The sequence below is a fragment of the Nocardioides sp. NBC_00163 genome (assembly GCF_045206295.1).
GTDB lineage: Bacteria > Actinomycetota > Actinomycetes > Propionibacteriales > Nocardioidaceae > Nocardioides.
This window is the reverse complement of sequence record NZ_CP108155.1, coordinates 2,735,284-2,757,741: the sequence shown is the minus strand read 5'-3', so window position 1 is coordinate 2,757,741 and position 22,458 is coordinate 2,735,284. Positions and strand designations below refer to the sequence as shown.

The window sequence follows — 22,458 nt, the reverse complement described above, 5'->3', positions numbered from 1 at the left end:
GCCTCAGGGTCTGGGTGCAGGAATACCCGGTTAACCGGGTATTCCGACACGTACGACGTGTAACTTCGTACGCCGCTCCATCCGGAACCCGGGACGGTCCTTGAAATACTCGTCAACCGCGTCGCGGCACCCGCTGTAGTGGAAGTAGTCGTCGAGCACGATCCGTCCCCCCACGACAAGGTGGGGGGCGATCCGTTCCAAGCAGGTCATCGTCGACTCGTACCAGTCACCGTCGAGGTGGGCGAAGGCGACCGGTTCGTCGATCTTCAGCGTGTCCTGGAACAGGCCCTGCACCAGCTCGACGTTGTGCTGCGCCGGATCGATCCCGTGCCTGGTGAATGAGTCGCTGACCTCGTCGTAGAGGTTGTCGCGATAGCCGTAGTAGGTCTCTCCGCCGATGCCCTTCGACGTGCCGCTGACGATCTTCCGGTAGCGCTTGTGCACGTCGTCGCCGTCGCGCTCGGACGGCTCCGGAATCATCCCGAAGACGTCGTAGACCCGCATCGGCCGCTTCGGGTCCTTCGCCGCGGCCATCACGATCGAGGAGCCGCCGAGCGCCGCCCCGGTCTCGATGATCAGGCCGGGCCGGGCCTGGATATCGGCGTCCAGCACCTGGCGGGCGAGCACCTGCAGGTTCTCGGGCTTGAGGTAGGTCAGGTGCTCGGCGCGGACACCGTCGAGGACGGTGCGGACCTCGGCCGGAAGGGGGAGGTCGACCAGCGGGTCGCGCAGGGACTCCCGGGTGCGTACGGTCTCCGTCCTCAGCCTCTCGACCTCGGCCTGGAGCTCGGCCATGGTCGGGACGGCCTTCGTCTGGGTCTTCGTCTCGGTCTCGGGCTGCTTCGATGCGGGGGGCGTCCCGTCGGCGGGCTTACGCGCGACCACGACGTAGTTCTTCGGCATCCCGCGCTCGAAGCGGCGGCCGGAGACCTCCAGGCGCGCGTAGAGGCGGCTGAGCCGGAGCGCGAGCTTCCGGTTGAGGAGCACGATCGGGGCGACGTAGGCGAGCTTCCAGCGCAGACCCCGTCCGCGGAGCTCACCGACGCTCGCGGGGAGGTTCTTCGCCATCATCTGGTAGCTGTAGGCGACCGTCCCGAAGTAGCCCTCGAGCCAGTTCATCCTGGCGATCTCGAAGCCCGCCTCCTCGAACATCTTCCGCAGCGAGAACTGGGTGTAGCGGAAGAAGTCGTAGGGCTTCTGGTGCTCGGCGAAGAAGAGGGGCGCGGAGAGGAAGATCCGCCCGCCCGGCTTGAGCACGCGGTAGAGCTCCGCGATGGCCTTCTCCGGCTCGGGCACGTGCTCGAGGACCTGGTTGCAGATCACTCGGTCGAAGCTGCCGTCATCGACCGGGATGTCGGTGATGTCGCAGACGTAGTCCAGGGGTGCGTACGCCGAGCTCAGCTGGGCGAAGTCAGCAGCCTCGTAGTGGGCGTGCTTGAACAGCTTCCGGTAGGGCGAGCGGCCCGCACCGGCGTCGAGGACACGCATGCCACGCTTGGTGCCTTTGGCGAAGCGCGCCATCTCCTGGCGGAGACGCACTCGGGATGGATTGATGTGCCGGGGCTGAACCGTTGTGCCGCGATCCTGCCGGGCTCTGGGCCACATGGAGCGACATTAGCGCCCCTGAAGCGGAGTCTCCCGTAAACCACGCAGGACGGCGTCGCGCACCGGGTCGTGGAGGCGGCGCTCGACGAGGTAGTGGAGCGCGACGGCCAGCACGAGGGCGGTCGATACGGCAGCGGCCAGGACCACGTACTCGTCGTAGCGGCCGTGGAACATGTCGATGATCCAGAACGCGAACTGCGCGTGGATCAGGTAGAGCGGATAGGTCAGCGCCCCGAGAGTCGTCAGGAAGCGCGCCTCCACCCGGCCCAGCGGACCGGCCGAGACCAGCCAGACGAGCGCCGCGAATCCCACGATCGCCCAGCCGGTGATCACCGGCGAGACGGTGGCGCCGACGAGCTCCGTGGCCCGGTCGGCGTACTCCGTCGCCTGGCGGATGCCCAGGATCACGTTGTAGGCCACCGCGAGCCAGGCGATGAACGAGTTGCCGAACCGGTAGATCAGGAACAGCGCCATGCCCATCGCGAAGAACGGGGCGTACTCGGCGAACAGGAGCGAGTTGAGCATGCCGGAGTCGGTGGCGCGGGCGATCTGGGCCAGCAGCGGCCACAGGAACACGACCGCGATCACGCGCTGCTTGGTGATCCCGACGAGCAGGAAGACGCCGATCAGCAGGTAGAACTTGAGCTCGATCCAGAGCGTCCAGAAGGCACCCTGGGCACTGAGTACGTTCCAGGCATCCTGCGTCATCGTCATGTTGATCAGGCCGCCGACGAACCCCTGGTCACGGCCGCCCTTCCAGTAGGCCTGGAGGACCAGCGTGATGATGACGGCGACCCAATAGGCCGGGAACAGCCGGGCGACGCGGGACGAGACGAAACGGGGCAGGTCGCGACCCCACGCGGTCATCAGGATCACGAAGCCGCTGATGATGAAGAAGAGCTCCACGCCGAGGTAGCCGTAGCGGGTGACGTGGTTGAGGGTCGGGAAGACCTCCCGGGGATCGAGACCCCAGTAAGGGGTCGCGATGCCGGTGAGGTGGTAGCCGACGACGACGGCTGCCGCGATGAAGCGGAGCGCGTCGAGCGCGCCGAGGCGGGATCGGCGTACGGCCTTCTTCGGCTCGGGCGTGGGTGTCGAGGCGGGGGCCGTGTCCGCGGAGACGGTCGGGGCGCTGGTCATCGGGTCAGTTCCCGGCCGCAGCGTCCAGGGCCTCCTGGATCGGGTCGATGCGGCGCAGGTCGATGACGTGGCCGGTGCTCGACGCGATCAGGGTGTCCAGCGAGGCCCGGGCGACCGCCTTCGACTCCAGCAGCGTGTGGGACGGCTCCTGACCGAACGCCTTGGTACGCATCGGGGTGCCGGTGCGCTCGGGGTTGATCGCGTTGACGCGTACGCCCTGGTCGGCCCACTCGTCGGCGAGGGCCTGGGTCAGGTTGACCGTGGCCGCCTTCGCGGAGGAGTAGAGCGCGTAGCCGCGGCGACCGCGGGTGTAGGAGCTCGAGGTGAAGAAGAGGAGCGAGCCCTTCGCCCGGGCGAGGTAGGGGAAGAACTCCTGGGCGATCAGGACCGGCGCGATGTAGTTGATCTCGGTCGCGCTGTAGATCGTCTCCTCCGAGACGGTGGCGAGCTCGCCGCGCGGCAGCACGCCAGCGGTGTTGACCACGAAGTCGATCGAACCGAAGCGCTTGCCGGCGTCGGCCGCCGCGGCGACGATGTCGGCCCGCTTCGCGACGTCGGTGCTGGTGGCCGAGCGGCTGTAGGAGGCGACGTTGGCGCCGTAGGACTCGGCCAGCTCCGCGATGTCGGCGCCGATGCCGTAGCTGCCGCCGAAGACGACCATGTTCTTGCCCTCGAGGGCGGCCCGGTAGTCGGCCTCCGCCTTCTGCGGGAACTGCTGGTGAGCGGTGAGCTGGAAGAGCTTGTCGGCGATGTAGACGTCGATCGGCTCGGTGACCTTCATGTTCTGCTCGTGACCGTCGACCACCCAGATCTTGGTCTCGGGCAGATACTTCAGCACGACGCTGCAGTCGTCGGTCGCCCGGAACTCAGGGTCCTGGTCGGCGATCTCATAGGCCCGCTTCAGAGTCGAGGCGAGGAAGGCCTGCGGGGTCTGGCCGCGGCGCAGCCGCGAGCGGTCCGGGATCTGCGAGATGGTGTTGTCGTCGTTGAGCTCGATGATCGTGTCCGCGGACGGGATGGCCACGTCGACGGCCTGGTAGGTCACCAGCGCCTTGAAGCAGTCGGTGATGACGTCCTCGCTGAGCAGCGGACGTACGGCGTCGTGGAGGAGTACGTTGCAGTCCTCGCCCTCGGGGAGGGCGGCCAGGGCGAGCTTGGTCGTCTCGTTGCGGGTGTCGGCGCCCTCGAGGATCTTGGAGACCTTCGGGTAGCGGCCGTCGCGGGTCATCGCGTGCACGGCGTCGAGGTGGCCGGGGGCCATCAGGATGATGATCTCGTCGATCTGCGGGTGGCGGTCGAGCACGCCGAGGGTGTGCTCCATGATCGGCATGCCTGCGATCTTGATGAGCTGCTTCGGGATGTCGAGACCCACGCGGGAGCCCACACCGCCGGCAAGCAGCACGGCAACGTTACGAAGCACTGAACTCTGACCCTTTGATAGATGACGAGGAGCCGTGGATTCTTCCACGATGCGCGGGAATGACTCCAATGCTGGGTGCGAGGTGATACCGAGCCGTTGGTTCGGCGTGTGATCCGCGGCGGCCGTACGCCGGTGTGATGGCAGTCACGGCAGCTTGATGTTTCGGAAGGATGTCCGGCGGCGTACCTTTGTTTCGTCTTCGCTGAAGCGAAGCCCGAAGCATTACTGCTCGGTCACGGTGGCCGAGGAGACAGGCACAACGTCTGGTACCCATCCCGGCTCCGCTCACAAGGGGGAGTGGTCGGAGGGACTGGAACGAAAGGTCTACAACCATGAACCCACTCAGGGTGGGCGTCGTCGGCGCGGGTCGCGTCGGGGCTGTCCTAGCAGCCGCGCTGCAGTCCGCGGGTCACGAGATCGTGGCTGTCGCGGGAGAGTCGGATGCCTCTCGCGCGCGCATCGCCGCGCTTCTCCCGGGGGTCCCGGTCGAGAAGCCGACCGCTGTCGCTCGCGCGTGCGACCTCCTTCTTCTCACCGTCCCCGACGACATGCTCGGCAACGTCGTCAAGACGATGACCGACGCCGGCGCCATCCGGCCCGGGATGTACGTCGCGCACACCTCCGGCCGCCATGGCCTGGCGATCCTCGAGCCGGCCACCGCGATCGGCGCCCATGTGATGGCCGTCCACCCGGCGATGACCTTCTCCGGCACCTCGGTCGACCTCGCCCGGCTCTCCGGCTGCGTCTTCGGCCTGACCGCCGCCACTCCCGCCGACCGGGCCTTCGCCGAGGCGCTGGTCCATGATCTCGGCGGCAAGCCGATGTGGGTGCCCGAGGAGATGCGGACGCTCTACCACGCCGGGCTTGCCCACGGCGCGAACCACCTGGTCACCCTGGTCACCGAGGCGATGGAGATCCTCGCCGCCGCCGGCGCCACCGACCCCGCGGGCACGCTGCGGCCGCTGTTGACGGCCGCCCTCGACAACGCCCTGGACCACGGCGACGCCGCGCTGACCGGTCCGATCGTCCGCGGCGACGTCGGCACGGTGGCCGCCCACCTCGACGACATCCGCACCAACGCTCCGCAGACCCTGGCGTCGTACGTCTCCATGGCGCGAGCCACGCTCGACCGGGCCGTCTCCGACGGGCGGCTGCTGCCCATCCGGGCGCTCAAGATCAAGAACCTGCTCGATGATGCAGACAAGGCCGCTGTGCAGCCCCTCCCGCGTCCGATCCACACCTGGAACCAGTGATGAGCGAACTGGCATCGACCCGCGAAGAGCTCGCAAAGCTCCTCGACCCCGCCCGTCGCGAGGGCACTCCCGTTGGGTTCGTGCCCACCATGGGTGCGCTCCACGAGGGCCACGCGTCGCTGATGCGCGTCGCCCGCGAGCGGGTCGGCGGTGGTCCCGTCGTCGTCTCGATCTTCGTCAACCCGCTGCAGTTCGGCGCGGGGGAGGACCTCGACCGCTACCCGCGCACGCTCGAGGCCGACCTCGAGGTCTGCGAGCGTGAGGGTGTCGACGTCGTCTTCGCGCCGTCGGTGGACGACGTCTATCCCGGCGGGCTGCCGCAGGTGACCGTGGCCCCCGGCGACCTCGGTGACGTGCTCGAGGGCAAGACCCGGCCGGGCCACTTCGGCGGTGTGCTCACCGTCGTCGCGAAGCTGTTCGGGCTGGTCAAGCCTGATGTTGCCGTCTTCGGTCAGAAGGACTACCAGCAGCTCGCGCTGATCCGCCGGATGTCGGCCGACCTGTGCCTCGGCGTCGACGTCGTCGGCGCACCGACGCAGCGCGAGCCCGACGGTCTGGCGCTCTCCTCGCGCAACCGCTACCTCTCGCCCGAGCAGCGGGAGGAGGCGACGACCCTGTCGCGGGCGCTCTACGCCGCCCAGCGCGAGGCCGCCCACGGAGTCGAGGCCGCGCTCCACGCGGCCCGCGCCGAGCTGCGCCGGGCGAAGGGGGTCGACGTGGACTACCTCGTGGTCACCGATCCTGCGCTGGCAGAGCTGCCCGCCAACCCGGAGCCGGCCACCGAAGCCCGGATCCTCGTCGCCGCCCGCGTCGGCACCACTCGACTCATCGACAACATGAGCCTCACGATCGGAGCATCCCGATGACTCGTCTGCGCACCATGATGACCGGCAAGATCCACCGCGCCACGGTCACCCAGGCAGACCTCCACTACGTCGGCTCGGTCACCGTCGACGCCGACCTCCTCGACGCCGCGGACATCCTCCCCGGCGAGCTGGTCTCCATCGTCGACATCACCAACGGTGCCCGCCTGGAGACCTACACGATCGCGGGCGAGCGCGGCAGCGGCGTACTCGGCATCAACGGCGCCGCCGCCCATCTGGTCCACCCCGGCGACCTGGTCATCCTGATCGCGTACGCGCAGATGACCACCGAGGAGGCGAAGGCTTTCGAGCCGCACGTCGTGCACGTCGACGAGGTCAACCACATCATCGCGCTCGGCTCCGACAGGAGCGAGCCGGTTCCAGGGACCGACCAGATGCGTGGGCCGCTCGTTCTCACGCAGTAGCGTGCGGCTATGAACATGCAGCTGCTCTCCGCCCGCGATCCGGGCTGGACCGAGTGGGCAGACGTGATCGTGGTGGGCTCGGGGATCGCCGGGCTGACCGCGGCGCTGCGGCTGAAGGACCAGGTCGAGCGGGTCGCCGTCGTCACCAAGGACGAGCTCAAGGCCGGTTCGACGCAGTGGGCTCAGGGCGGCATCGCGGCGGCTCTCGGCGAGGGCGACACCCCTGCTCAGCACGAGGTCGACACACTCGTGGCAGGCGCCGGGGCGTGCGACCTGGAGGCCGTACGCGTCCTGGTCGGCGAGGGCGCCGAGGCGGTCCGCGAGCTGATCGAGTGGGGTGCCGAGTTCGACAAGGACCCCTCCGGCAACCTCTCGCTCACCCGTGAGGGCGGTCATCGAAGGGACCGGATCGCGCACGCCGACGGCGACGCGACCGGTGCCGAGATCCAGCGCGCGCTGATGGAGGCCGTCCGGCGGGCGCCGGAGATCCTGGTCTTCGAGCACGCGATGGTCGTCGACCTGCTGACCGCCGCCGACGGCGGTGTCGCCGGCCTGACCATCCACGTGATGGGCGAGGGCGATGCCGACGGCGTCGGGATCGTGCGTACCCGTGCTGTCGTGCTCGCCTCCGGCGGTCTCGGCCAGGTGTTTTCGCAGACCACCAACCCCGCCGTCGCCACCGCCGATGGGATGGCGATCGCGCTGCGGGCCGGTGCGACCCTGCGCGACCTCGAGTTCGTCCAGTTCCACCCCACCGTGATGTATCTGGGCGAGGACTCCCGCGGCCAGCAGCCGCTGATCTCCGAGGCCGTACGCGGCGAGGGCGCCTTCCTGGTCGACTGGGACGGCAACCGGCTGATGGAGGGCGTGCACGAGCTCGGCGACCTGGCTCCGCGCGACATCGTCTCCAAGGCGATCATGAAGCGGATGCTGGAGACCGGACACCCCAACATGTGGCTCGACGCCCGTCACCTCGGTCGTGAGTTCTGGGAGAAACGGTTCCCCAACATCCTCGCCTCCTGCGAACAGCACGGCGTCGACCCGTCCGTCGATCTGATCCCCGTCGCCCCGGCGTGTCACTACGCCTCCGGCGGCGTACGCACCGACCTGTGGGGCCGTTCGGACGTGCCCGGGCTCTACGCCACCGGTGAGGTCGCCTGCAGCGGTGTCCACGGCGCCAACCGGCTCGCCTCCAACTCGCTGCTCGAGGGGCTGGTCTTCTCGCGCCGCATCGCCGAGGTCCTGCCCGGCGAGCTGCGGCAGCTGGAGGATCCGGCCCCTGGTCCCGGGGCCGGGCGCGCGCTGGTCCCCGGCACCGCGCTCAAGCAGCTGCAGGAGACCATGACGACCAAGGTGGGCGTCCTCCGCAACGCGACCGGTCTCGCCGAGGCGATCGACGAGCTCGAGCAGCTCGGGAGCACCCCGGCCACCGCGATCGACCCGGCCGCCTGGGAGGCGACCAACCTGCTGACCGTCTCGCTCGCGCTGGCGAAGTCCGCACTGCTGCGCGAGGAGACCCGCGGCTCCCACTGGCGCGAGGACTTCGCCGAGCGCGACGACGCCGAGTTCGCCGGCCACTTCGACCTGAGACTCCGGGACGGCGAGACTGTCGCCATCTTCACCCCGGCCCCAGCGACCGACCCGTCCCAGACCCCGTCCCAACCAACCCAGTCAACCCAGTCAAACCTGGCAGGAGCCTGATGACCATCCGACGCGTGCCCTTCGACGAGATCCCGCAGCCGCTGCGCGACGAGCTGACCAAGGCCGGCCTGGACGCCGGCGAGGTCTACGACGCTGTGGAGCTCGCTCTCGACGAGGACCTGCCCACGTCCGCTCCCGGGGAGATGCCCAGCGAGGACGTCACCTCGGTGGCCACCATCGCCCCCGACTCGACCGGGATCGGCGTCTTCGCCGCTCGTGAGGAGGGCGTTGTTGCCGGCCTCGGCGTGGCCGAGCTCGTCTTCGCGTACGTCATGGGTGACTCGGTCACGGTCACCGACCGCGTCAAGGACGGCTCGAAGGTGAAGGCCGGGGACGTCATCATGCGGATCGCCGGGCCGACCCGCGGGCTGCTGACCGCGGAGCGTACGGCGCTCAACTACGCCTCCCACCTCTCCGGCGTCGCCACCGGCGTCGCGGCCTGGACCGAGGCGCTGGAAGGGACCGGCGCGCAGGTCCTCGACACCCGCAAGACGCTGCCCGGCTTCCGGGCGCTGGAGAAATACGCCGTCCGTTGTGGCGGCGGCGCCAACCACCGGATGTCGCTCTCCGACATGGCGCTGGTCAAGGACAACCACATCGTCGCTGCGGGTGGCGCGGTGCAGGCCTATGAGGCCGTGAAGTTCGCCTACCCGGACGTGCCGATCGAGGTCGAGGTGACGACGCTCGAGGAGCTCAAGGCGCTCCTCGACGCCGGTTGCGGCCGGATCATGCTCGACAACATGTCGACCGCGACGATGAAGGAAGCCGTCGAGATCACCGCCGGGCGTGCGGTGCTCGAGGCCTCCGGTGGGCTGACCCTGGACCGGGCCCGCGAGGTCGCCGAGACCGGTGTCGACTATCTCTCCGTCGGTGCGCTGACCCACTCGGTGAAGGTCTTCGACATCGGCTTCGACCTGTCCGAGGGCTGAGGCGTCCCGCCATGTCTTTGCTCGCCGTCAACATCGGCAACAGCCACACGGTCATCGGGCTGATAGCCGACGGCGTCGTGTCCGCGGACTGGCGGGTCTCCACGCTCGAGCACCGGACCGCCGACGAGTGGTGGGCGCTGCTGCGGGGAATTCTCGGCGACGCGTTGGTGGCGAATGTGGACGGCGTAGTCGTGTGCGCGACGGTGCCCTCGGTCCTGCACGAGTGGCGCGAGATGATCGCCCGCCATCTCGGCTCGATCGAGAGCGTGGTGGTCGAGCCCGGCGTACGCTCCGGCATCCCGATCCTGATGGACAACCCGCGCGAGGTCGGCACCGACCGGATCGCCAACGCGGTCGCGGCGTTGGCTCTCCACGGCGGCCCCGCGATCGTGGTCGACTTCGGTGGCACGGCGACGACCTTCGACGTGGTCAACGCCGCGGGACAGTACGTCGGTGGCGCGATCCTGCCCGGGATCGAGCTGTCGCTGGAGGCGCTGGGGCGGCGCGGTGCCCAGCTGCGCAAGGTCGAGCTCGCCCGCCCGCGGTCGGTGATCGCCAAGAACACGGTCGAGGCGCTGCAGTCCGGAATGGTCTTCGGGGTCGCCGCGCAGGTCGAAGGTCTGGTCGCTCGGATCATCGCCGAGCTGGGTGACTCCGCCGAGGAAGTGACCGTGATTGCGACCGGCTATCTGGCTGAGTTCGTTCTCGACGAGAGTAAATGCTTCTCGGCGCATTCTCCGTGGCTGACGATGCAAGGACTGGAACTCATATTCCAGCGAAATGCCGTTCGTTAGTCTTTTCAGTATGCCGACCTGTTGATTCATCCGGATCGTATGTAATGCTATGGGCATCTCGCTTAACGGCGATGGCTATATTCGGCCCGTTTCCGGGTGAAGAAGAGCAGTGAAGGTAGGAACATGGCTAAGAAGGTTCAGATCATCCTCGAGGATGACATCGATGGCTCGGAAGCTGCTGAGACGGTGTCTTTTGCCCTGGACGGCACGTCCTACGAGATTGATCTCAGCGATGCCAATGCGGCAAAGCTTCGTGATTCTCTCGCGCTCTTCGTCGGCCATGCCCAGAAGGTGAGCGGCCGTCGCGGCAGCGCCAAGAAGGCGCCCGCCGCCGGTGGCTCGACCCCGAAGGTCATGCGCGAGTGGGGGAAGGCCAACGGTTACACCGTTCCCGACCGTGGTCGCATTCCGGCCGACGTCCGAGCGGCTTTCGAAGCGGCTCACTGACAAACCGGTCTCACCGCACCGAGCGTCCGGCTGTCGCGCCCTCCGGGGCGCGGCAGCCGACTTTGTGTGAGGTCGGCTGTGACCCGGCGTCTGTCCGGCGTACGGAACGCGTGTTCGCTCTCAGCGCACGGACTGCGTTGTGTTGTCGGGAACGCGTAGGCTGTCTGCGGGGTTGAATCTTGGTGACGCCCCAGAATTCTTAGGAGAGATGCGTACATGTTCGAGCGGTTCACTGACCGAGCCCGCCGGGTGGTCGTGCTGGCCCAGGAAGAGGCCCGCATGCTCTCCCACAACTACATCGGGACCGAGCACATCCTGCTCGGCCTGATCCACGAGGGAGAAGGCGTCGCTGCCAAGGCCCTCGAGTCCCTCGACATCTCGCTCGAGGCGGTGCGCAACCAGGTCGAGGAGATCATCGGCCAGGGCCAGCAGGCACCGTCCGGACACATCCCGTTCACGCCGCGTGCCAAGAAGGTGCTCGAGCTGTCCCTGCGCGAGGCGCTGCAGCTCGGCCACTCCTACATCGGCACCGAGCACATCCTGCTCGGCCTCATCCGTGAGGGCGAGGGCGTCGCCGCCCAGGTGCTGCAGAAGCTCGGCGCCGACCTCAACCGGGTCCGCCAGCAGGTCATCCAGCTGCTCTCGGGCTTCCAGGGCAAGGAGGGCCAGGCCGGCACCTCCGGCGCGACCGCGTCGACAGGCACGACCTCGACCGAGGCGCCTTCCTCCAGCCTCGTGCTCGACCAGTTCGGCCGCAACCTCACCCAGGACGCCCGCGAGGGCAAGCTCGACCCGATCATCGGTCGCGAAGGCCAGATCGAGCGCGTGATGCAGGTGCTGTCGCGGCGTACGAAGAACAACCCGGTCCTCATCGGCGAGCCCGGCGTCGGCAAGACGTCGATCGTCGAGGGCTTGGCCCAGGACATCGTCAAGGGCAACGTTCCCGAGACGCTCAAGGACAAGCAGATCTACACGCTCGACCTGGGCGCGCTCGTGGCCGGTTCGCGTTACCGCGGTGACTTCGAGGAGCGCCTGAAGAAGGTGCTCAAGGAGATCAAGACCCGCGGCGACATCGTGCTGTTCATCGACGAGATCCACACGCTCGTCGGTGCCGGTGCGGCCGAGGGCGCGATCGACGCGGCGAGCATCCTGAAGCCGATGCTGGCTCGTGGTGAGCTGCAGACCATCGGTGCGACGACGCTGGACGAATACCGGAAGTACCTGGAGAAGGACGCCGCTCTCGAGCGTCGTTTCCAGCCGATCCAGGTGCCGGAGCCGACGATCGCGGTCGCGATCGAGATGCTCAAGGGCATCCGCGACCGTTACGAGGCCCACCACCGGGTCACGATCACCGACGAGGCCCTGGTCGCTGCGGTCACCATGGCCGACCGCTACATCTCCGACCGGTTCCTGCCGGACAAGGCGATCGACCTGATCGACGAGGCCGGCTCGCGCCTGCGCATCCGCCGGATGACGGCCCCCGCCGACCTGCGGGAGTACGACGACAAGATCGCCGACGTGCGCCAGCGCAAGGAGGCCGCGATCGACGGCCAGGACTTCGAGGCCGCGGCCCGTCTGCGCGATGAGGAGAAGCAGCTCATCGCCAAGAAGGCCGAGCGTGAGAAGGCCTGGCGTGCCGGCGACATGGACGAGGTCGCCGAGGTGGATGAGGAGCTCATCGCCGAGGTCCTCGCCGTCGCGACCGGCATCCCGATCGTGCAGGTCAACGAGGAGGAGTCCGCTCGACTGCTGCGCATGGAGGACGAGCTCCACAAGCGCGTCATCGGCCAGGACCAGGCGGTCAAGGCGCTGTCCCGTGCCATCCGACGCACCCGTGCCGGCCTGAAGGACCCGAAGCGCCCCGGCGGTTCGTTCATCTTCGCCGGTCCTTCCGGTGTCGGTAAGACGTGGCTGTCCAAGACGCTCGCCGAGTTCCTCTTCGGTGACGAGGACGCGCTGATCCAGCTCGACATGTCGGAGTTCGGTGAGAAGCACACCGTCTCGCGGCTCTTCGGCTCGCCTCCGGGCTACGTCGGTTACGAGGAGGGTGGCCAGCTCACCGAGAAGGTGCGCCGCAAGCCGTTCTCCGTGGTCCTCTTCGACGAGGTCGAGAAGGCTCACCCGGACATCTTCAACTCGCTGCTGCAGATCCTGGAGGAAGGTCGCCTGACCGACTCCCAGGGCCGCGTGGTCGACTTCAAGAACACCGTGATCATCATGACCACCAACCTCGGCACCCGGGACATCGCGAAGTCGGTCAACCTGGGCTTCTCCCAGGCCAGCGACGTCGCGGGCTCCTACGAGAGGATGAAGTCCAAGGTCTCGGACGAGCTCAAGCAGCACTTCCGGCCTGAGTTCCTCAACCGTGTCGACGAGGTCATCGTGTTCCCGCCGCTGTCGCAGGAGCAGATCGTCGCGATGGTCGACAACATGATCGCCGCCGTCGAGATCCGTCTCAAGGACCGCGACATGGGCATCGAGCTCACCACGGCCGCGAAGAAGGTGCTCGCCGAGCGCGGTTTCGACCCGGTTCTGGGTGCTCGTCCGCTGCGCCGCACGGTTCAGCGCGAGCTCGAGGACGTGCTCGCCGAGAAGATGCTCTACGGCGACATCGGCCCCGGCGAGATCGTGCTGGTCGACATCGAGGGTGAGGGTCCTGCCGCGCAGTTCACCTTCAAGGGCCAGAAGCGCTCCGTCGTCCCGGACGTACCTCCGCTGGAGGGCGCGACCGTCTCCGATATCGAGCTCCCCGACCAGGACGAGCCGACGACGGTGGACAAGCCCAAGCCCGCCGAAGGCGAGTAACCCGAGACGTCACTTTCTGACGTCGAGAAGTCAGTTATCGACGCCGAGTGGTCAGAAGTTCTGGCCACTCGGCGTCGTTTCTCTTCCAGCGCTTCAAAAAGTGACCTTTCGCTGTCAGAAATCGACTTCTCGGCGGGGTTAGGGGAGGGCGAAGAAGTCTGGTTCCACCTCGGTGGCCAGGTTGTCTTTCAGAAGACCTTCCAGAGCCCGTTGCCGTTGGGTTTCGTCGGACCAGACGACGTCGAGACGGCTGCGGTGGACGGGGGAGTCGGCGTCGCGGAGAACGGCCATCAGGCGGCCGCGGCACTGGCGGTCGGTGCCGGCCCAGGTCTGGACCTTGCGAGGCGGTCCGTCGTACGCCGGGTGGCCAGCCGCGCGCCAGGCGCACTGGTCCGCGACCGGGCATCGGGCGCAGGACGGGTTGGCGGCGGTGCAGACGAGGGCGCCGAGCTCCATGACGGCGACCGACCAGGTGGCGGCGGTCGGCTCGTCCTGCGGGAGTACGCCGGCGGCGAGCTCGCGCTCGGCCTTGTTGACCGACTGCGCGGGGAACTCGACGCCGCTCAGCGTCCGAGCGAAGACGCGGCGTACGTTCGTGTCGAGGACCACGTGGCGCTTGCCGTAGGCGAAGGTCGCGATCGCCGCCGCGGTGTAGTCGCCGACGCCCGGGAGCGCGATCAGCTCGTCGTACGTGGCCGGCACCTCGCCGCCGTGCTGCTCGACGATCGCGGTGGCGGCCGCGTGCAGCCGCAGCGCCCGGCGTGGGTAGCCGAGGCGGCCCCAGGCGCGTACGGCCTCGCCGGTCGGCTCCGCCGCCAGGCCGGCCGGGGTCGGCCAGCGCTCCATCCAGGCTTCGTGGATGGGGAGCACGCGGGAGACCGGGGTCTGCTGGAGCATGAACTCGCTGACCATCACCGACCACGGTGTCGCGGTCGCGGAGCGCCACGGGAGGTCGCGGGCGTTGGCGTCGTACCAGTCCAGGACGGCGTCGTGGAGAACTGTCACACCCAGATTGTGCCGTGCGACAGGTATTGCCACGGAGTGGCACCCCGAAACCTGGGCACCGGATCATTACGGTGTCGCCTATGGCCCGCTCGAGAAGGACTGGAGGACGGCTGCCGGCCTCGGTCTACTGGCGCCGGCGGCTGGCGGTGCTCAGCATCGTCCTGCTCCTGATCGTCGGGATCTCGCGGTTCTTCCTCAGTGGTTCCGACGGCGCGGACGACACCGCGACCCCCGTGGCCGACGAGCCCACGGCGACCGTGACGGTCACCCCGACGCCCAGTGCGAAGCCGTCGAAGAAGGCGGGCAACGCGGGCGGCAACAACAAGCCCAAGAAGCCGAAGAGCAGCGCGCCGCCGGAGCCGACCGGCGAGTGCTCGCCCTCCGACATCGTCGTCGAGCCGGCAGTCACCGACGCCTACTCCTACGACAACGTGACCATCCCGCTCCAGCTGCGCACCGTGAAGGCGTCTGCGTGCACCTGGAAGCTGTCCGCAGACGCGCTTCAGGTGCGCATCTCGCAGAAGGGCGGCGACCTGGTCTGGTCGACGGTCGACTGCGCCAAGGCGGTGCCGACCAAGGAGATCGTCGTACGTCGCGACGTCGTCACCACCCTGCCCCTGACCTGGACCGGCCGCCGCGTCGTCGCCGGCGAGTGCACCGGCCATGGCCCGTGGGTGAAGCCGAACTTCTTCGTGATCGTCGCCTCCGCCCTCGGTGGCGAACCGTCATCGGCCACCTTCGGCCTCTACAAGCCGGGCACCGCCCTGTCGCGTACGGAACCCGACTCCCCGGTCAACTAACAGCCGAGGCGTCACTCCCGTCGGCCGAGATGGCACGAGCGTGCCGCCTCGGCCGACGTAACTGACGCCTCGGCGAAGGGTCAGACGTAGCGTTCGAGGATGGTGGACTCGGCGAGGCGGGAGAGGCCCTCGCGTACGGAGCGGGCGCGGAGCTCGCCGACGCCCTCGACGGCCTGGAGGTCGTCGACGCTGGCGGAGAGGAGCTTCTGCAGGGTGCCGAAGTGGTCGACGAGGCGGTCGACGACGGCGGGTGGGAGGCGGGGGACCTTCGCGAGGAGGCGGTAGCCGCGCGGGGCGACGGCGCCGTCGAGAGCGTCGGAGGTGGTCAGGCCCAGGACGCGGGCGGTGGCGGCGGGGTCGACGAGCTCGGCGGAGTTGAGCGCCTCGAGCTCGGCCAGCAGCTCCTCGGGGCTGCGGGCACGGCGGCCGCGGGGGAGGTAGTCGCGGATGACCATCTCGCGCTCAGCGTCGACGCCGGTGATGAGCTCCTCCAGCTGGAGGGACAGCAGCCGGCCGTCGGTGCCGAGCTCGAGCACGTAGTCCTCGATCTCGCGGGCGATGCGGGTGACCATCTCCAGGCGCTGGGCCACGACGGCCACGTCGCGCACGGTCACGAGATCCTCGATCTCGAGCGCCGACAGGGTGGAGGCCACCTCGTCGAGGCGCAGCTTGTAGCGCTCCAGAGTCGCCAGCGCCTGGTTGGCGCGGGAGAGGATCTGGCCGGAGTCTTCGAGGACGTGGCGGGTCTGCCCGACGTACGCAGCGATGATCTGCATCGACTGGGACACCGAGATCACCGGGTGACCGGTCTGCTTCGCGACCCGGTCGGCGGTGCGGTGCCGGGTGCCGGTCTCGGTCGAGGGGATGGTGTGGTCGGGCATCAGGTGGACTGCGGCCTGCACGATGCGGCTCAGCGAGTCGTCGACGATGATCGCCCCATCCATCTTGGCGAGCTCACGCAGGCCGGTGGAGGTGAACGGAACGTCGAGCGTGAAGCCACCGGTCGATATCCCATCGACCATCTTGTCGTAGCCGAGCACGATCAGTGCGCCGGTGCGGCCGCGGAGAATCCGCTCGAGCCCGTCACGCAGCGGTGTCCCGGGCGCGATCAGAGCAAGCGTCTCGCGCAGTCGGATGGAGTCCGCGGTGCGGTCGGCGGGCACGAGATTCCTTTCGGAGTGGGATGGGGTGATTCTAACCGTGGATCCAACCGTAATGCCGAGAACGTTCGGCCACGAGTCACCAAGCCGATCACACCAAGCGGAGGAATTCCAGCGCACCACTGATGCTGTGCACCTCAAAGACACGCATCCCGTCGACTTCGCGCTCATTGGGACGGTTGGGCACCGGCGCTCCAGGGTCGGCCGGGACGACGGCCACGGTGAACCCGAGCCGTGCCGCTTCGGAGAGCCGCTGGTCGAGATCGCGCACCCGGCGCAGCTCGCCGGCGAGGCCGATCTCGCCGAGCGCGACCACCCCGCGTGGCGTCGGCGTGCCGGTATGGCTCGACGCGACCGCGAGCGCCATCGCCAGGTCGGCGGCCGGGTCGCTGATCCGGGCCCCGCCGACGGTCGAGGCGAACACGTCGCGACCGGAGAGACCGACCCTCGCGTGGCGCTGCAGCACGGCGAGGATCATCGCGAGCCGGGAGCCGTCCAGCCCCGAGGTCGTACGCTTCGCCCGCTCCTCCGCGCCCAGCACGGTCAGCGCCTGGATCTCGGCGAGCAGCGGCCGGCGACCCTCCATCGTCACGGTGACGCACGTGCCGGGGACCGAGACGTGATGGGTCTCCACGAAGAGGCCCGACGGGTCGGTGACCGCGACGATGCCCTCCGAGGACAGGTCGAAGCAGCCCACCTCGTCGATCGGGCCGAAGCGGTTCTTCATCGCCCGCACCATCCGGAACCGTGAGTCGCGCGCGCCCTCGAAGTGGAGGACGACGTCGACCAGGTGCTCGAGCACCCGCGGCCCGGCGATCGCCCCGTCCTTGGTCACGTGGCCGACCACGACGGTCGTGATGTTGCGGGTCTTGGCCACCCGGATCAGGGCTGCCGCCACCTCGCGCACCTGGGTCACCCCGCCGGGAACGCCCTCGACCCCGGATGCGCCGATGGTCTGCACCGAGTCGACCACGATCAGCTCGGGCCGGCTCTCCTCGATGTGGGTCAGCACGGCACCGAGATCGGTCTCGGCGGCGAGATAGAGCTCGTCCTGGATCGCGTTGGTCCGGTCGGCCCGCAGCCGCACCTGCGAGGCGGACTCCTCGCCTGTCACGTACAACGCGCGGCGTCCGTAGCGCGCCGTCTGCGCGGCCACCTCGAGCAGCAGCGTCGACTTCCCGACGCCCGGCTCACCCGCCAGCAGGATCGCGGCGCCCGGCACCAGTCCGCCGCCGAGGACCCGGTCGAGCTCGGGAACCCCCGACGTACGCCGCTCCGACTCGGTCACCGACACGGTCCCGATCGGCACCGCCGCGGTGGAGACCGGAGCTGCCTGCGTACGTCCGATCGGGGCGGCCGCCTCGGCGACCGACCCCCACGCCTGGCACTCGCCGCAGCGACCGACCCACTTCGCTGTCTCCCAACCGCACTCGGAGCAGCGGTAGGTGGCGCGTTTGGACGAGCGAGCGGTAGCCATGCCCAGCAACTTAGAGCACGGCACCGACAGTTCTGGGGCCGAAGGCATCGTGGGGGGCCCGCCTTCGTTACCATGGCTTGGAACGATCCAGAGTTCCACATCGGCATCAAGGGAGGCAGAGCGTGGCGGTGCCGCGTTCCGGCGGTCATATCTCGGCCGCTCCGCCGACCCTGGCGGACGTCGCGGAGCTGGCCGGCGTGTCCCGGCAGACGGTCTCCAACGCGGTCAACAACCCCGATCTGCTGCGTGCCGACACCCTGGCCAGGGTGCAGGACGCGATCGACAAGCTCGGCTATCAGCCCAACCGCGCCGCGCGCAGCCTGCGCACGCGAGCGAGCCACCTGATCGGCCTGCGTATGCCAGCCCTCCAGGAGGGCACGGCCAACGCGATGATGGACCGGTTCGTGCACAGCTTCGTCGAGGCCGCGGCCGAGACCGGCTACCACGTGCTCCTCTTCTACGGTGACCCTGCCGACCCGCTCGACGGTTACGACGAGCTGCTCAGGTCGACCGCGGTCGACGCGTTCGTCGTGACCGACACCCACCTCGGCGGTCAGCAGACGACCTGGCTGCAGTCGCGCCGGGCGCGGTTCGTCTCCTTCGGGCGCCCGTGGACCCAGCCCGACGCCAAGCATCCGTGGGTCGACGTCGACCTCGCCTACGGCGCCGAGATCGCCACCGAGCACCTGATCGAGCGCGGTCACTCCAAGATCGCCTGGATCGGCTGGCACAAGGACTCGCTCCTGGGTGAGGAGAGACGAAGCGGCTGGATCCACGCGATGCACACCCACGGCCTCTCGACCACCGGCCTGGCCTCGCGCACCGAGGACTCGATCAGCTCGGGCAAGGCCGCCGCCGACGCGATCCTCGACGAGACCGAGCCCACCGCGCTCGTCTGCGCCTCCGACACGCTCGCGATGGGTGTGCTCCACGCGCTCTTCGAGCGACGGCTGCGGCTCGGTGAGGACATCGCGGTCGTCGGCTTCGACGACTCCCAGGTCGCTCAGACGGTGCCGCCGGGCATCACGTCCGTACGTCCTCCGCTGGAGGAGGCCGCGCGCGAGCTGGTCAAGGCGCTCGAGGAGCTGCTCGCCACCCCGTCCTACGCCGCGCCCGGCGTGATGCTGAAACCCGCCCTGACCGTCCGCGGGTCTTCTTAGTTCACCGCTTCCGAGCGACGATGGCGTCATGGGAACTGAGCAGATCGTCGTCATCGGTGCTGGTCTTGCCGCGGTCAGCGCCATCGAAACCCTTCGTGACGAGGGGTACGCCGGCCGCCTGACCCTGGTCGGGAAGGAACCCGAGCTGCCCTACGAGCGACCGCAGCTCTCCAAGGACTTCCTGGCCGGCGCCAAGGAGTTCAAGCTCTCCCACGACGAGGCGTGGTACGCCGAGAAGGACGTCACCGTCCTCACCGGCACCACCGCGACCGCTCTCGATCTGGACAACGGGACCGCCACGCTCGACAACGGCGAGCAGCTGCCCTTCGGCACGCTCCTCCTGGCGACCGGCGCCGAGCCGAAGACGCCGCCGATCCCCGGCATCGAGCACGCCACGACCCTCCGCACCGCCGAGGACGCGCGCCGCCTCAAGGACGCGATCAAGCCCGGCACCAGGGTCGTCACGGTCGGTGGCGGCTGGATCGGCCTCGAGGTTGCGGCGTCGGTGACCGCGCTCGGCGGGAAGGCGGTCGTGCTCGAGGCGGCCGCGCAGCCGCTCCTCAACGTCCTCGGTCCGGTGCTCGCAGAGCACGTCGCCGACCTCCACATCCGCCACGGCGTCGAGATCCACACCGGGACGACCGTCGAGGCGATCGAGCCGGGAGTCGTACGCACCAGCGCCGGCGAGATCCCCGCCGACATCGTCCTCGTCGCCGTCGGTGCGGCACCGGCCACGGCGCTGGCCGCTGACGCCGGCCTCGAGGTCGGTGATGGCATCGTGGTCGACGAGGGGCTGCGTACGTCTGATCCTCGGGTCTTCGCCGCAGGCGATGCCGCGCTCGCGAAGCACACCGTGCACGGCCTGCTGCGGGTCGAACACTGGGACAACGCGATCCGGCAGGGCCGGCTGGCGGCCCGGTCGATGCTGGGGAAGGGCGGCGCCTACGACTGGCAGCCCTACTTCTTCACCGACCAGTTCGAGTTCTCGATGGAGTACGTCGGCCGCTCCGCGCCCGAGGACGAGGTGCTGCTCCGCGGCAACACCGACGGTGACGAGTTCATCGCCTACTGGCGGCGCGGTGCGACCGTCACCGCCGGGATGAACGTCGGGATCTGGGACGTCAACGACAAGCTCCGCGAGCTGGTCGGGACCGATGCCGATCCCGACCAGCTCACCGAGTCACCCTGAGAGGGTCAGAAGCACTGCGAGGCGCTGTGGAAGACGCTCGACTGGATGCCGAGGTGGATGTGGTCGCTGTGGTCGGGGTAGCCCGGCCCGAGCACCTGCGGGAACGACTGGCGTGAGGCACGCGCGATGCCGCACATGGTCGTCGCGCTGCTACCGGGCACCAGATCCATGGCCCGGCCGTAGAGGTGGTTGCTGTTGGAGGCGCCGCCGACGGCGTCGTTGCACGCCCTCGAGCGGTAGGCCGAGGTCACCCGGAGCGGGTTGTCGCCGAGCCGGTGCCGGATCGCCTCGGCTCGCCACATCGCCTGCATCAGGTTGGCCTTGACCTGTGCGACCGTCACTCCGGAGATCGGCGTCGGCCAGCCCCCGTAGCAGACGTCGTCGACCTCGCTCCACGCGAAGTGGACCGGGGTGCAGTCGTCGTCCTGGAGCGCGTAGATCTTGTTGAACGTGTTGGACCCGGCGACGCCGTCGGCGGAGAGACCGTAGGCGGCCTGGAAGTTGCGGACCGCGGTCGTCGTCGCCGGGCCGTAGGAGCCGTCGATCGAGAAGACGGTGCCGGAGGCCGCCCATCCGGCGACCCGGATCTGCAGCTGGGTGACCGCGCTGCCCGAGGACCCCTGCTGCAGGGTGCCGCTCCAGGTGTAGCAGGCGTCGGCGTGAGCCGGCGCGGCCGTGACGCTGACCGCGGCGAGGGAGGCCGCGACCGTGAGAAGGAGGGTGCCGATGACCGTGCCGAGCCGACGCCCGAGACGTGGGAAATGGTGCATGGTGAAACTCCTTTCCTTGGGGGGAGTCTCAATGGTCACGCTTTTTCCACGACCGTGTGCGGTGATTCAGAAACGCTTCCACCAGAGGTTCACCGCGTAGTCGACATACGTCCCCTGGTGTTCCTCCAGGATCGCGGCCGCGGTGGCGGCGTCGAACTCGATGCGTACGACCGCTTCCAGGTCGGCACGCGAGCCGAAGGACCAGTCCATGTCGACGGGGACGCGTGTCCAGCCGTGCACCGACCAGAACCGCTCCTGCTCCTCGGGTGGTGGGACCTTCGGGTAGCCACGGCGGAACCATGCGCCGAAGCTCGACCGGGAGCCGTCGTTGTCGATCACCATAGCCACGCCGCCGCGACGCATCACCCGGTCGAGCTCGCCGAGCCCCGGCTCGGAGCCGGGGCCGAAGAAGTAGGCCCAGCGGGCGTGCATGACGTCGACGGAGGCCGGCGGCAGCGGCAGCCGCTGCGCGATCCCGTTGTGGACGGTGACGTTCGGGAGTCGTTTCGTACGCCGCCGGGCCAACGTCACGAGATCCGGATGGGGCTCGATGCCGGTGATGGTGCGGGCGGTCTCGGCGAACTTCGACAGGTAGAACCCGGTCCCGCAGCCCAGGTCGAGGACGTCGCGTCCGGCCCAGGGTCCGGTCTCGGCCATGGCCGCCCAGAGCCGGCCGTGCGGGTCGAGCGCACGGTTCTCGATCTCGTACGTCGCGGTGTGGTTCCAGATGTTGGGCGACGGGATCGCGCCCGTCGCCCCCGGCAGGTCGAGCCTCGTCAGATCCGGACCTCGCCGCGGGGCGTGACGAACTGCGCGGCCAGGAGACCGGGGGTGCCGTGCTCGGCGACCCAGTCGATGTGGACGTTCTCGGCGGGCTTGCCGGTCCAGGGATCGACGCGTTCCTTCAGCTCGTCGCCGAGGTAGTCCTTGACCCGCTCGGGGTCGCCGGAGATCTCCAGGCACGTGAGGGTGATGTCGGAGCCGGCGTTGCCGGGGTGGAGGTCGGGGGTCTCCCACTTGATGAAGTAGGGCAGCTGCGGGTCGGCGATCAGGCCGTTGATGCCGATCTGCTGCCAGTGGAGCTCGCGGCCGTCGGGGAGGTGACGGTTGCCGGGAACCGCCTTGCGGCCGAGCCGCTCCTCGATCGGGGTCATGTCGTCGACGCCGACCACGAAGCCGATCCAGCCGCCGCCGAGCGCGGAGCGGGCCTTGACGGCCTGCCCGAACGGGGCCTTGTCGCTGGCCGGGTGCTCGAGTGCCTCGACGACCTCGAGGTAGAGGCCGCCGCGCATCGGGAGGATGTAGTTGCGGGTGCCGAAGCGAGGGTGGACGCCGCCGTCGACGAACTCCTGGCCGAGCAGCTCACCGAGCTGCTTGGCGGTCTGTACCAAGCCATCGGGTCCTGCAGCGTACGAAACATGGTCCAGGCGCATGTAACGATTCTGAACTCTCGCTGAGAGAGAGACCAATCCAGGGTCACTATCTCTTGATGTCGAGATACACCGGGGGGTTCAG

General features: G+C 68.8%; 20 protein-coding genes. 11 read left to right on the top strand and 9 right to left on the bottom strand.

Features of this window, described 5'->3' with window-relative positions:
- Nucleotides 1-30: 30 nt before the first annotated feature.
- The 3 genes from OG801_RS13270 to OG801_RS13260 all read right to left on the bottom strand — a co-directional run bounded on the left by OG801_RS13270 (nt 31) and on the right by OG801_RS13260 (nt 4,165).
- On the bottom strand, nt 31-1,539 hold the full coding sequence (locus OG801_RS13270; protein ID WP_406036052.1) for a class I SAM-dependent methyltransferase: 1,509 nt from the start codon (nt 1,537-1,539) through the stop codon (nt 31-33).
- A gap of 75 nt (nt 1,540-1,614) precedes the next feature.
- The gene (locus OG801_RS13265) at nt 1,615-2,745 is read right to left on the bottom strand and encodes an acyltransferase (RefSeq protein WP_355017487.1); all 1,131 of its coding nucleotides are present in this window, start codon (nt 2,743-2,745) and stop codon (nt 1,615-1,617) included.
- A 4-nt stretch (nt 2,746-2,749) separates the two neighbouring features.
- On the bottom strand, nt 2,750-4,165 hold the full coding sequence (locus OG801_RS13260) for an SDR family NAD(P)-dependent oxidoreductase (protein WP_406036051.1): 1,416 nt from the start codon (nt 4,163-4,165) through the stop codon (nt 2,750-2,752).
- Between the two features lie 332 nt (nt 4,166-4,497).
- On the opposite strand from OG801_RS13260, the gene OG801_RS13255 reads away from it, so the two are divergent.
- From OG801_RS13255 to OG801_RS13220, 8 genes are all read left to right on the top strand, one after another.
- Nucleotides 4,498-5,418, top strand: coding sequence for a Rossmann-like and DUF2520 domain-containing protein (locus OG801_RS13255; protein WP_406036050.1), 921 nt, complete (start codon nt 4,498-4,500; stop codon nt 5,416-5,418).
- Nucleotides 5,418-6,284: a pantoate--beta-alanine ligase gene (panC, locus tag OG801_RS13250; protein ID WP_406036049.1), complete on the top strand. Its 867-nt coding sequence runs from the start codon at nt 5,418-5,420 to the stop codon at nt 6,282-6,284. The genes OG801_RS13255 and panC overlap by 1 nt, the downstream gene beginning before the upstream one ends.
- Nucleotides 6,281-6,706, top strand: coding sequence for an aspartate 1-decarboxylase (gene panD / locus OG801_RS13245; protein WP_355017491.1), 426 nt, complete (start codon nt 6,281-6,283; stop codon nt 6,704-6,706). Before panC ends, panD begins: the two co-directional genes overlap by 4 nt.
- A gap of 9 nt (nt 6,707-6,715) precedes the next feature.
- The gene (locus OG801_RS13240; RefSeq protein WP_406036048.1) at nt 6,716-8,407 is read left to right on the top strand and encodes an L-aspartate oxidase; all 1,692 of its coding nucleotides are present in this window, start codon (nt 6,716-6,718) and stop codon (nt 8,405-8,407) included.
- Nucleotides 8,407-9,336 carry a carboxylating nicotinate-nucleotide diphosphorylase gene (gene nadC, locus OG801_RS13235; protein ID WP_355017493.1) on the top strand — a complete coding sequence of 310 codons (930 nt, stop codon included), beginning with the start codon at nt 8,407-8,409 and terminating at the stop codon, nt 9,334-9,336. The genes OG801_RS13240 and nadC overlap by 1 nt, the downstream gene beginning before the upstream one ends.
- An 11-nt stretch (nt 9,337-9,347) precedes the next feature.
- Nucleotides 9,348-10,130 (top strand): type III pantothenate kinase, encoded by a 783-nt coding sequence (locus OG801_RS13230; RefSeq protein WP_406036047.1) that lies wholly within the window; start codon nt 9,348-9,350, stop codon nt 10,128-10,130.
- A 123-nt stretch (nt 10,131-10,253) separates the two neighbouring features.
- The gene (locus tag OG801_RS13225) at nt 10,254-10,577 is read left to right on the top strand and encodes an Lsr2 family protein (protein WP_141801691.1); all 324 of its coding nucleotides are present in this window, start codon (nt 10,254-10,256) and stop codon (nt 10,575-10,577) included.
- 216 nt (nt 10,578-10,793) lie between these two features.
- Nucleotides 10,794-13,382 carry an ATP-dependent Clp protease ATP-binding subunit gene (locus tag OG801_RS13220; protein ID WP_406036046.1) on the top strand — a complete coding sequence of 863 codons (2,589 nt, stop codon included), beginning with the start codon at nt 10,794-10,796 and terminating at the stop codon, nt 13,380-13,382.
- Nucleotides 13,383-13,520: 138 nt separating this feature from the next.
- Here OG801_RS13220 and OG801_RS13215 read toward each other — a convergent pair whose 3' ends face one another.
- Entirely contained in the window at nt 13,521-14,393 is an 873-nt protein-coding gene (locus OG801_RS13215) for an A/G-specific adenine glycosylase (protein WP_406036272.1), read from the bottom strand.
- A gap of 74 nt (nt 14,394-14,467) precedes the next feature.
- Here OG801_RS13215 and OG801_RS13210 point away from each other — a divergent pair, with 74 nt between their 5' ends.
- The gene (locus OG801_RS13210; protein WP_355017497.1) at nt 14,468-15,187 is read left to right on the top strand and encodes a hypothetical protein; all 720 of its coding nucleotides are present in this window, start codon (nt 14,468-14,470) and stop codon (nt 15,185-15,187) included.
- 80 nt (nt 15,188-15,267) lie between these two features.
- On the opposite strand, the gene disA is transcribed toward OG801_RS13210, so the two are convergent.
- The gene (gene disA, locus OG801_RS13205; protein WP_355017498.1) at nt 15,268-16,350 is read right to left on the bottom strand and encodes a DNA integrity scanning diadenylate cyclase DisA; all 1,083 of its coding nucleotides are present in this window, start codon (nt 16,348-16,350) and stop codon (nt 15,268-15,270) included.
- A gap of 88 nt (nt 16,351-16,438) precedes the next feature.
- Complete coding sequence (radA, locus tag OG801_RS13200) at nt 16,439-17,824, bottom strand: DNA repair protein RadA (protein WP_355017499.1); 1,386 nt, start codon at nt 17,822-17,824, stop codon at nt 16,439-16,441.
- Between the two features lie 122 nt (nt 17,825-17,946).
- Between radA and OG801_RS13195 the strand changes: the two genes are divergently transcribed.
- A complete protein-coding gene (locus tag OG801_RS13195; protein ID WP_084100324.1) occupies nt 17,947-18,984 on the top strand; it encodes a LacI family DNA-binding transcriptional regulator in 1,038 nt (345 codons plus the stop codon).
- Between the two features lie 28 nt (nt 18,985-19,012).
- Complete coding sequence (locus OG801_RS13190; RefSeq protein WP_406036045.1) at nt 19,013-20,173, top strand: NAD(P)/FAD-dependent oxidoreductase; 1,161 nt, start codon at nt 19,013-19,015, stop codon at nt 20,171-20,173.
- A 5-nt stretch (nt 20,174-20,178) separates the two neighbouring features.
- Here OG801_RS13190 and OG801_RS13185 read toward each other — a convergent pair whose 3' ends face one another.
- The 3 genes from OG801_RS13185 to OG801_RS13175 all read right to left on the bottom strand — a co-directional run bounded on the left by OG801_RS13185 (nt 20,179) and on the right by OG801_RS13175 (nt 22,376).
- Nucleotides 20,179-20,943 (bottom strand): D-Ala-D-Ala carboxypeptidase family metallohydrolase, encoded by a 765-nt coding sequence (locus OG801_RS13185; RefSeq protein WP_406036044.1) that lies wholly within the window; start codon nt 20,941-20,943, stop codon nt 20,179-20,181.
- Nucleotides 20,944-21,009: 66 nt separating this feature from the next.
- The gene (locus tag OG801_RS13180; protein ID WP_406036043.1) at nt 21,010-21,600 is read right to left on the bottom strand and encodes a class I SAM-dependent methyltransferase; all 591 of its coding nucleotides are present in this window, start codon (nt 21,598-21,600) and stop codon (nt 21,010-21,012) included.
- A 119-nt stretch (nt 21,601-21,719) separates the two neighbouring features.
- On the bottom strand, nt 21,720-22,376 hold the full coding sequence (locus tag OG801_RS13175) for a VOC family protein (protein WP_355017503.1): 657 nt from the start codon (nt 22,374-22,376) through the stop codon (nt 21,720-21,722).
- Between the last annotated feature and the right edge of the window lie 82 nt (nt 22,377-22,458).

What these genes read in the sequence shown, in the direction of transcription:
- OG801_RS13265 (WP_355017487.1), bottom strand. Translation starts at nt 2,745, where the DNA reads ATGACCAGCGCCCCGACCGTCTCCGCGGACACGGCCCCCGCCTCGACA.
- OG801_RS13255 (WP_406036050.1), top strand. Translation starts at nt 4,498, where the DNA reads ATGAACCCACTCAGGGTGGGCGTCGTCGGCGCGGGTCGCGTCGGGGCT.
- panC (WP_406036049.1), top strand. Translation starts at nt 5,418, where the DNA reads ATGAGCGAACTGGCATCGACCCGCGAAGAGCTCGCAAAGCTCCTCGAC.
- panD (WP_355017491.1), top strand. Translation starts at nt 6,281, where the DNA reads ATGACTCGTCTGCGCACCATGATGACCGGCAAGATCCACCGCGCCACG.
- OG801_RS13240 (WP_406036048.1), top strand. Translation starts at nt 6,716, where the DNA reads ATGAACATGCAGCTGCTCTCCGCCCGCGATCCGGGCTGGACCGAGTGG.
- nadC (WP_355017493.1), top strand. Translation starts at nt 8,407, where the DNA reads ATGACCATCCGACGCGTGCCCTTCGACGAGATCCCGCAGCCGCTGCGC.
- OG801_RS13230 (WP_406036047.1), top strand. Translation starts at nt 9,348, where the DNA reads ATGTCTTTGCTCGCCGTCAACATCGGCAACAGCCACACGGTCATCGGG.
- OG801_RS13225 (WP_141801691.1), top strand. Translation starts at nt 10,254, where the DNA reads ATGGCTAAGAAGGTTCAGATCATCCTCGAGGATGACATCGATGGCTCG.
- OG801_RS13220 (WP_406036046.1), top strand. Translation starts at nt 10,794, where the DNA reads ATGTTCGAGCGGTTCACTGACCGAGCCCGCCGGGTGGTCGTGCTGGCC.
- OG801_RS13210 (WP_355017497.1), top strand. Translation starts at nt 14,468, where the DNA reads ATGGCCCGCTCGAGAAGGACTGGAGGACGGCTGCCGGCCTCGGTCTAC.
- radA (WP_355017499.1), bottom strand. Translation starts at nt 17,824, where the DNA reads ATGGCTACCGCTCGCTCGTCCAAACGCGCCACCTACCGCTGCTCCGAG.
- OG801_RS13190 (WP_406036045.1), top strand. Translation starts at nt 19,013, where the DNA reads ATGGGAACTGAGCAGATCGTCGTCATCGGTGCTGGTCTTGCCGCGGTC.
- OG801_RS13185 (WP_406036044.1), bottom strand. Translation starts at nt 20,943, where the DNA reads ATGCACCATTTCCCACGTCTCGGGCGTCGGCTCGGCACGGTCATCGGC.
- OG801_RS13180 (WP_406036043.1), bottom strand. Translation starts at nt 21,600, where the DNA reads ATGGCCGAGACCGGACCCTGGGCCGGACGCGACGTCCTCGACCTGGGC.
- OG801_RS13175 (WP_355017503.1), bottom strand. Translation starts at nt 22,376, where the DNA reads ATGCGCCTGGACCATGTTTCGTACGCTGCAGGACCCGATGGCTTGGTA.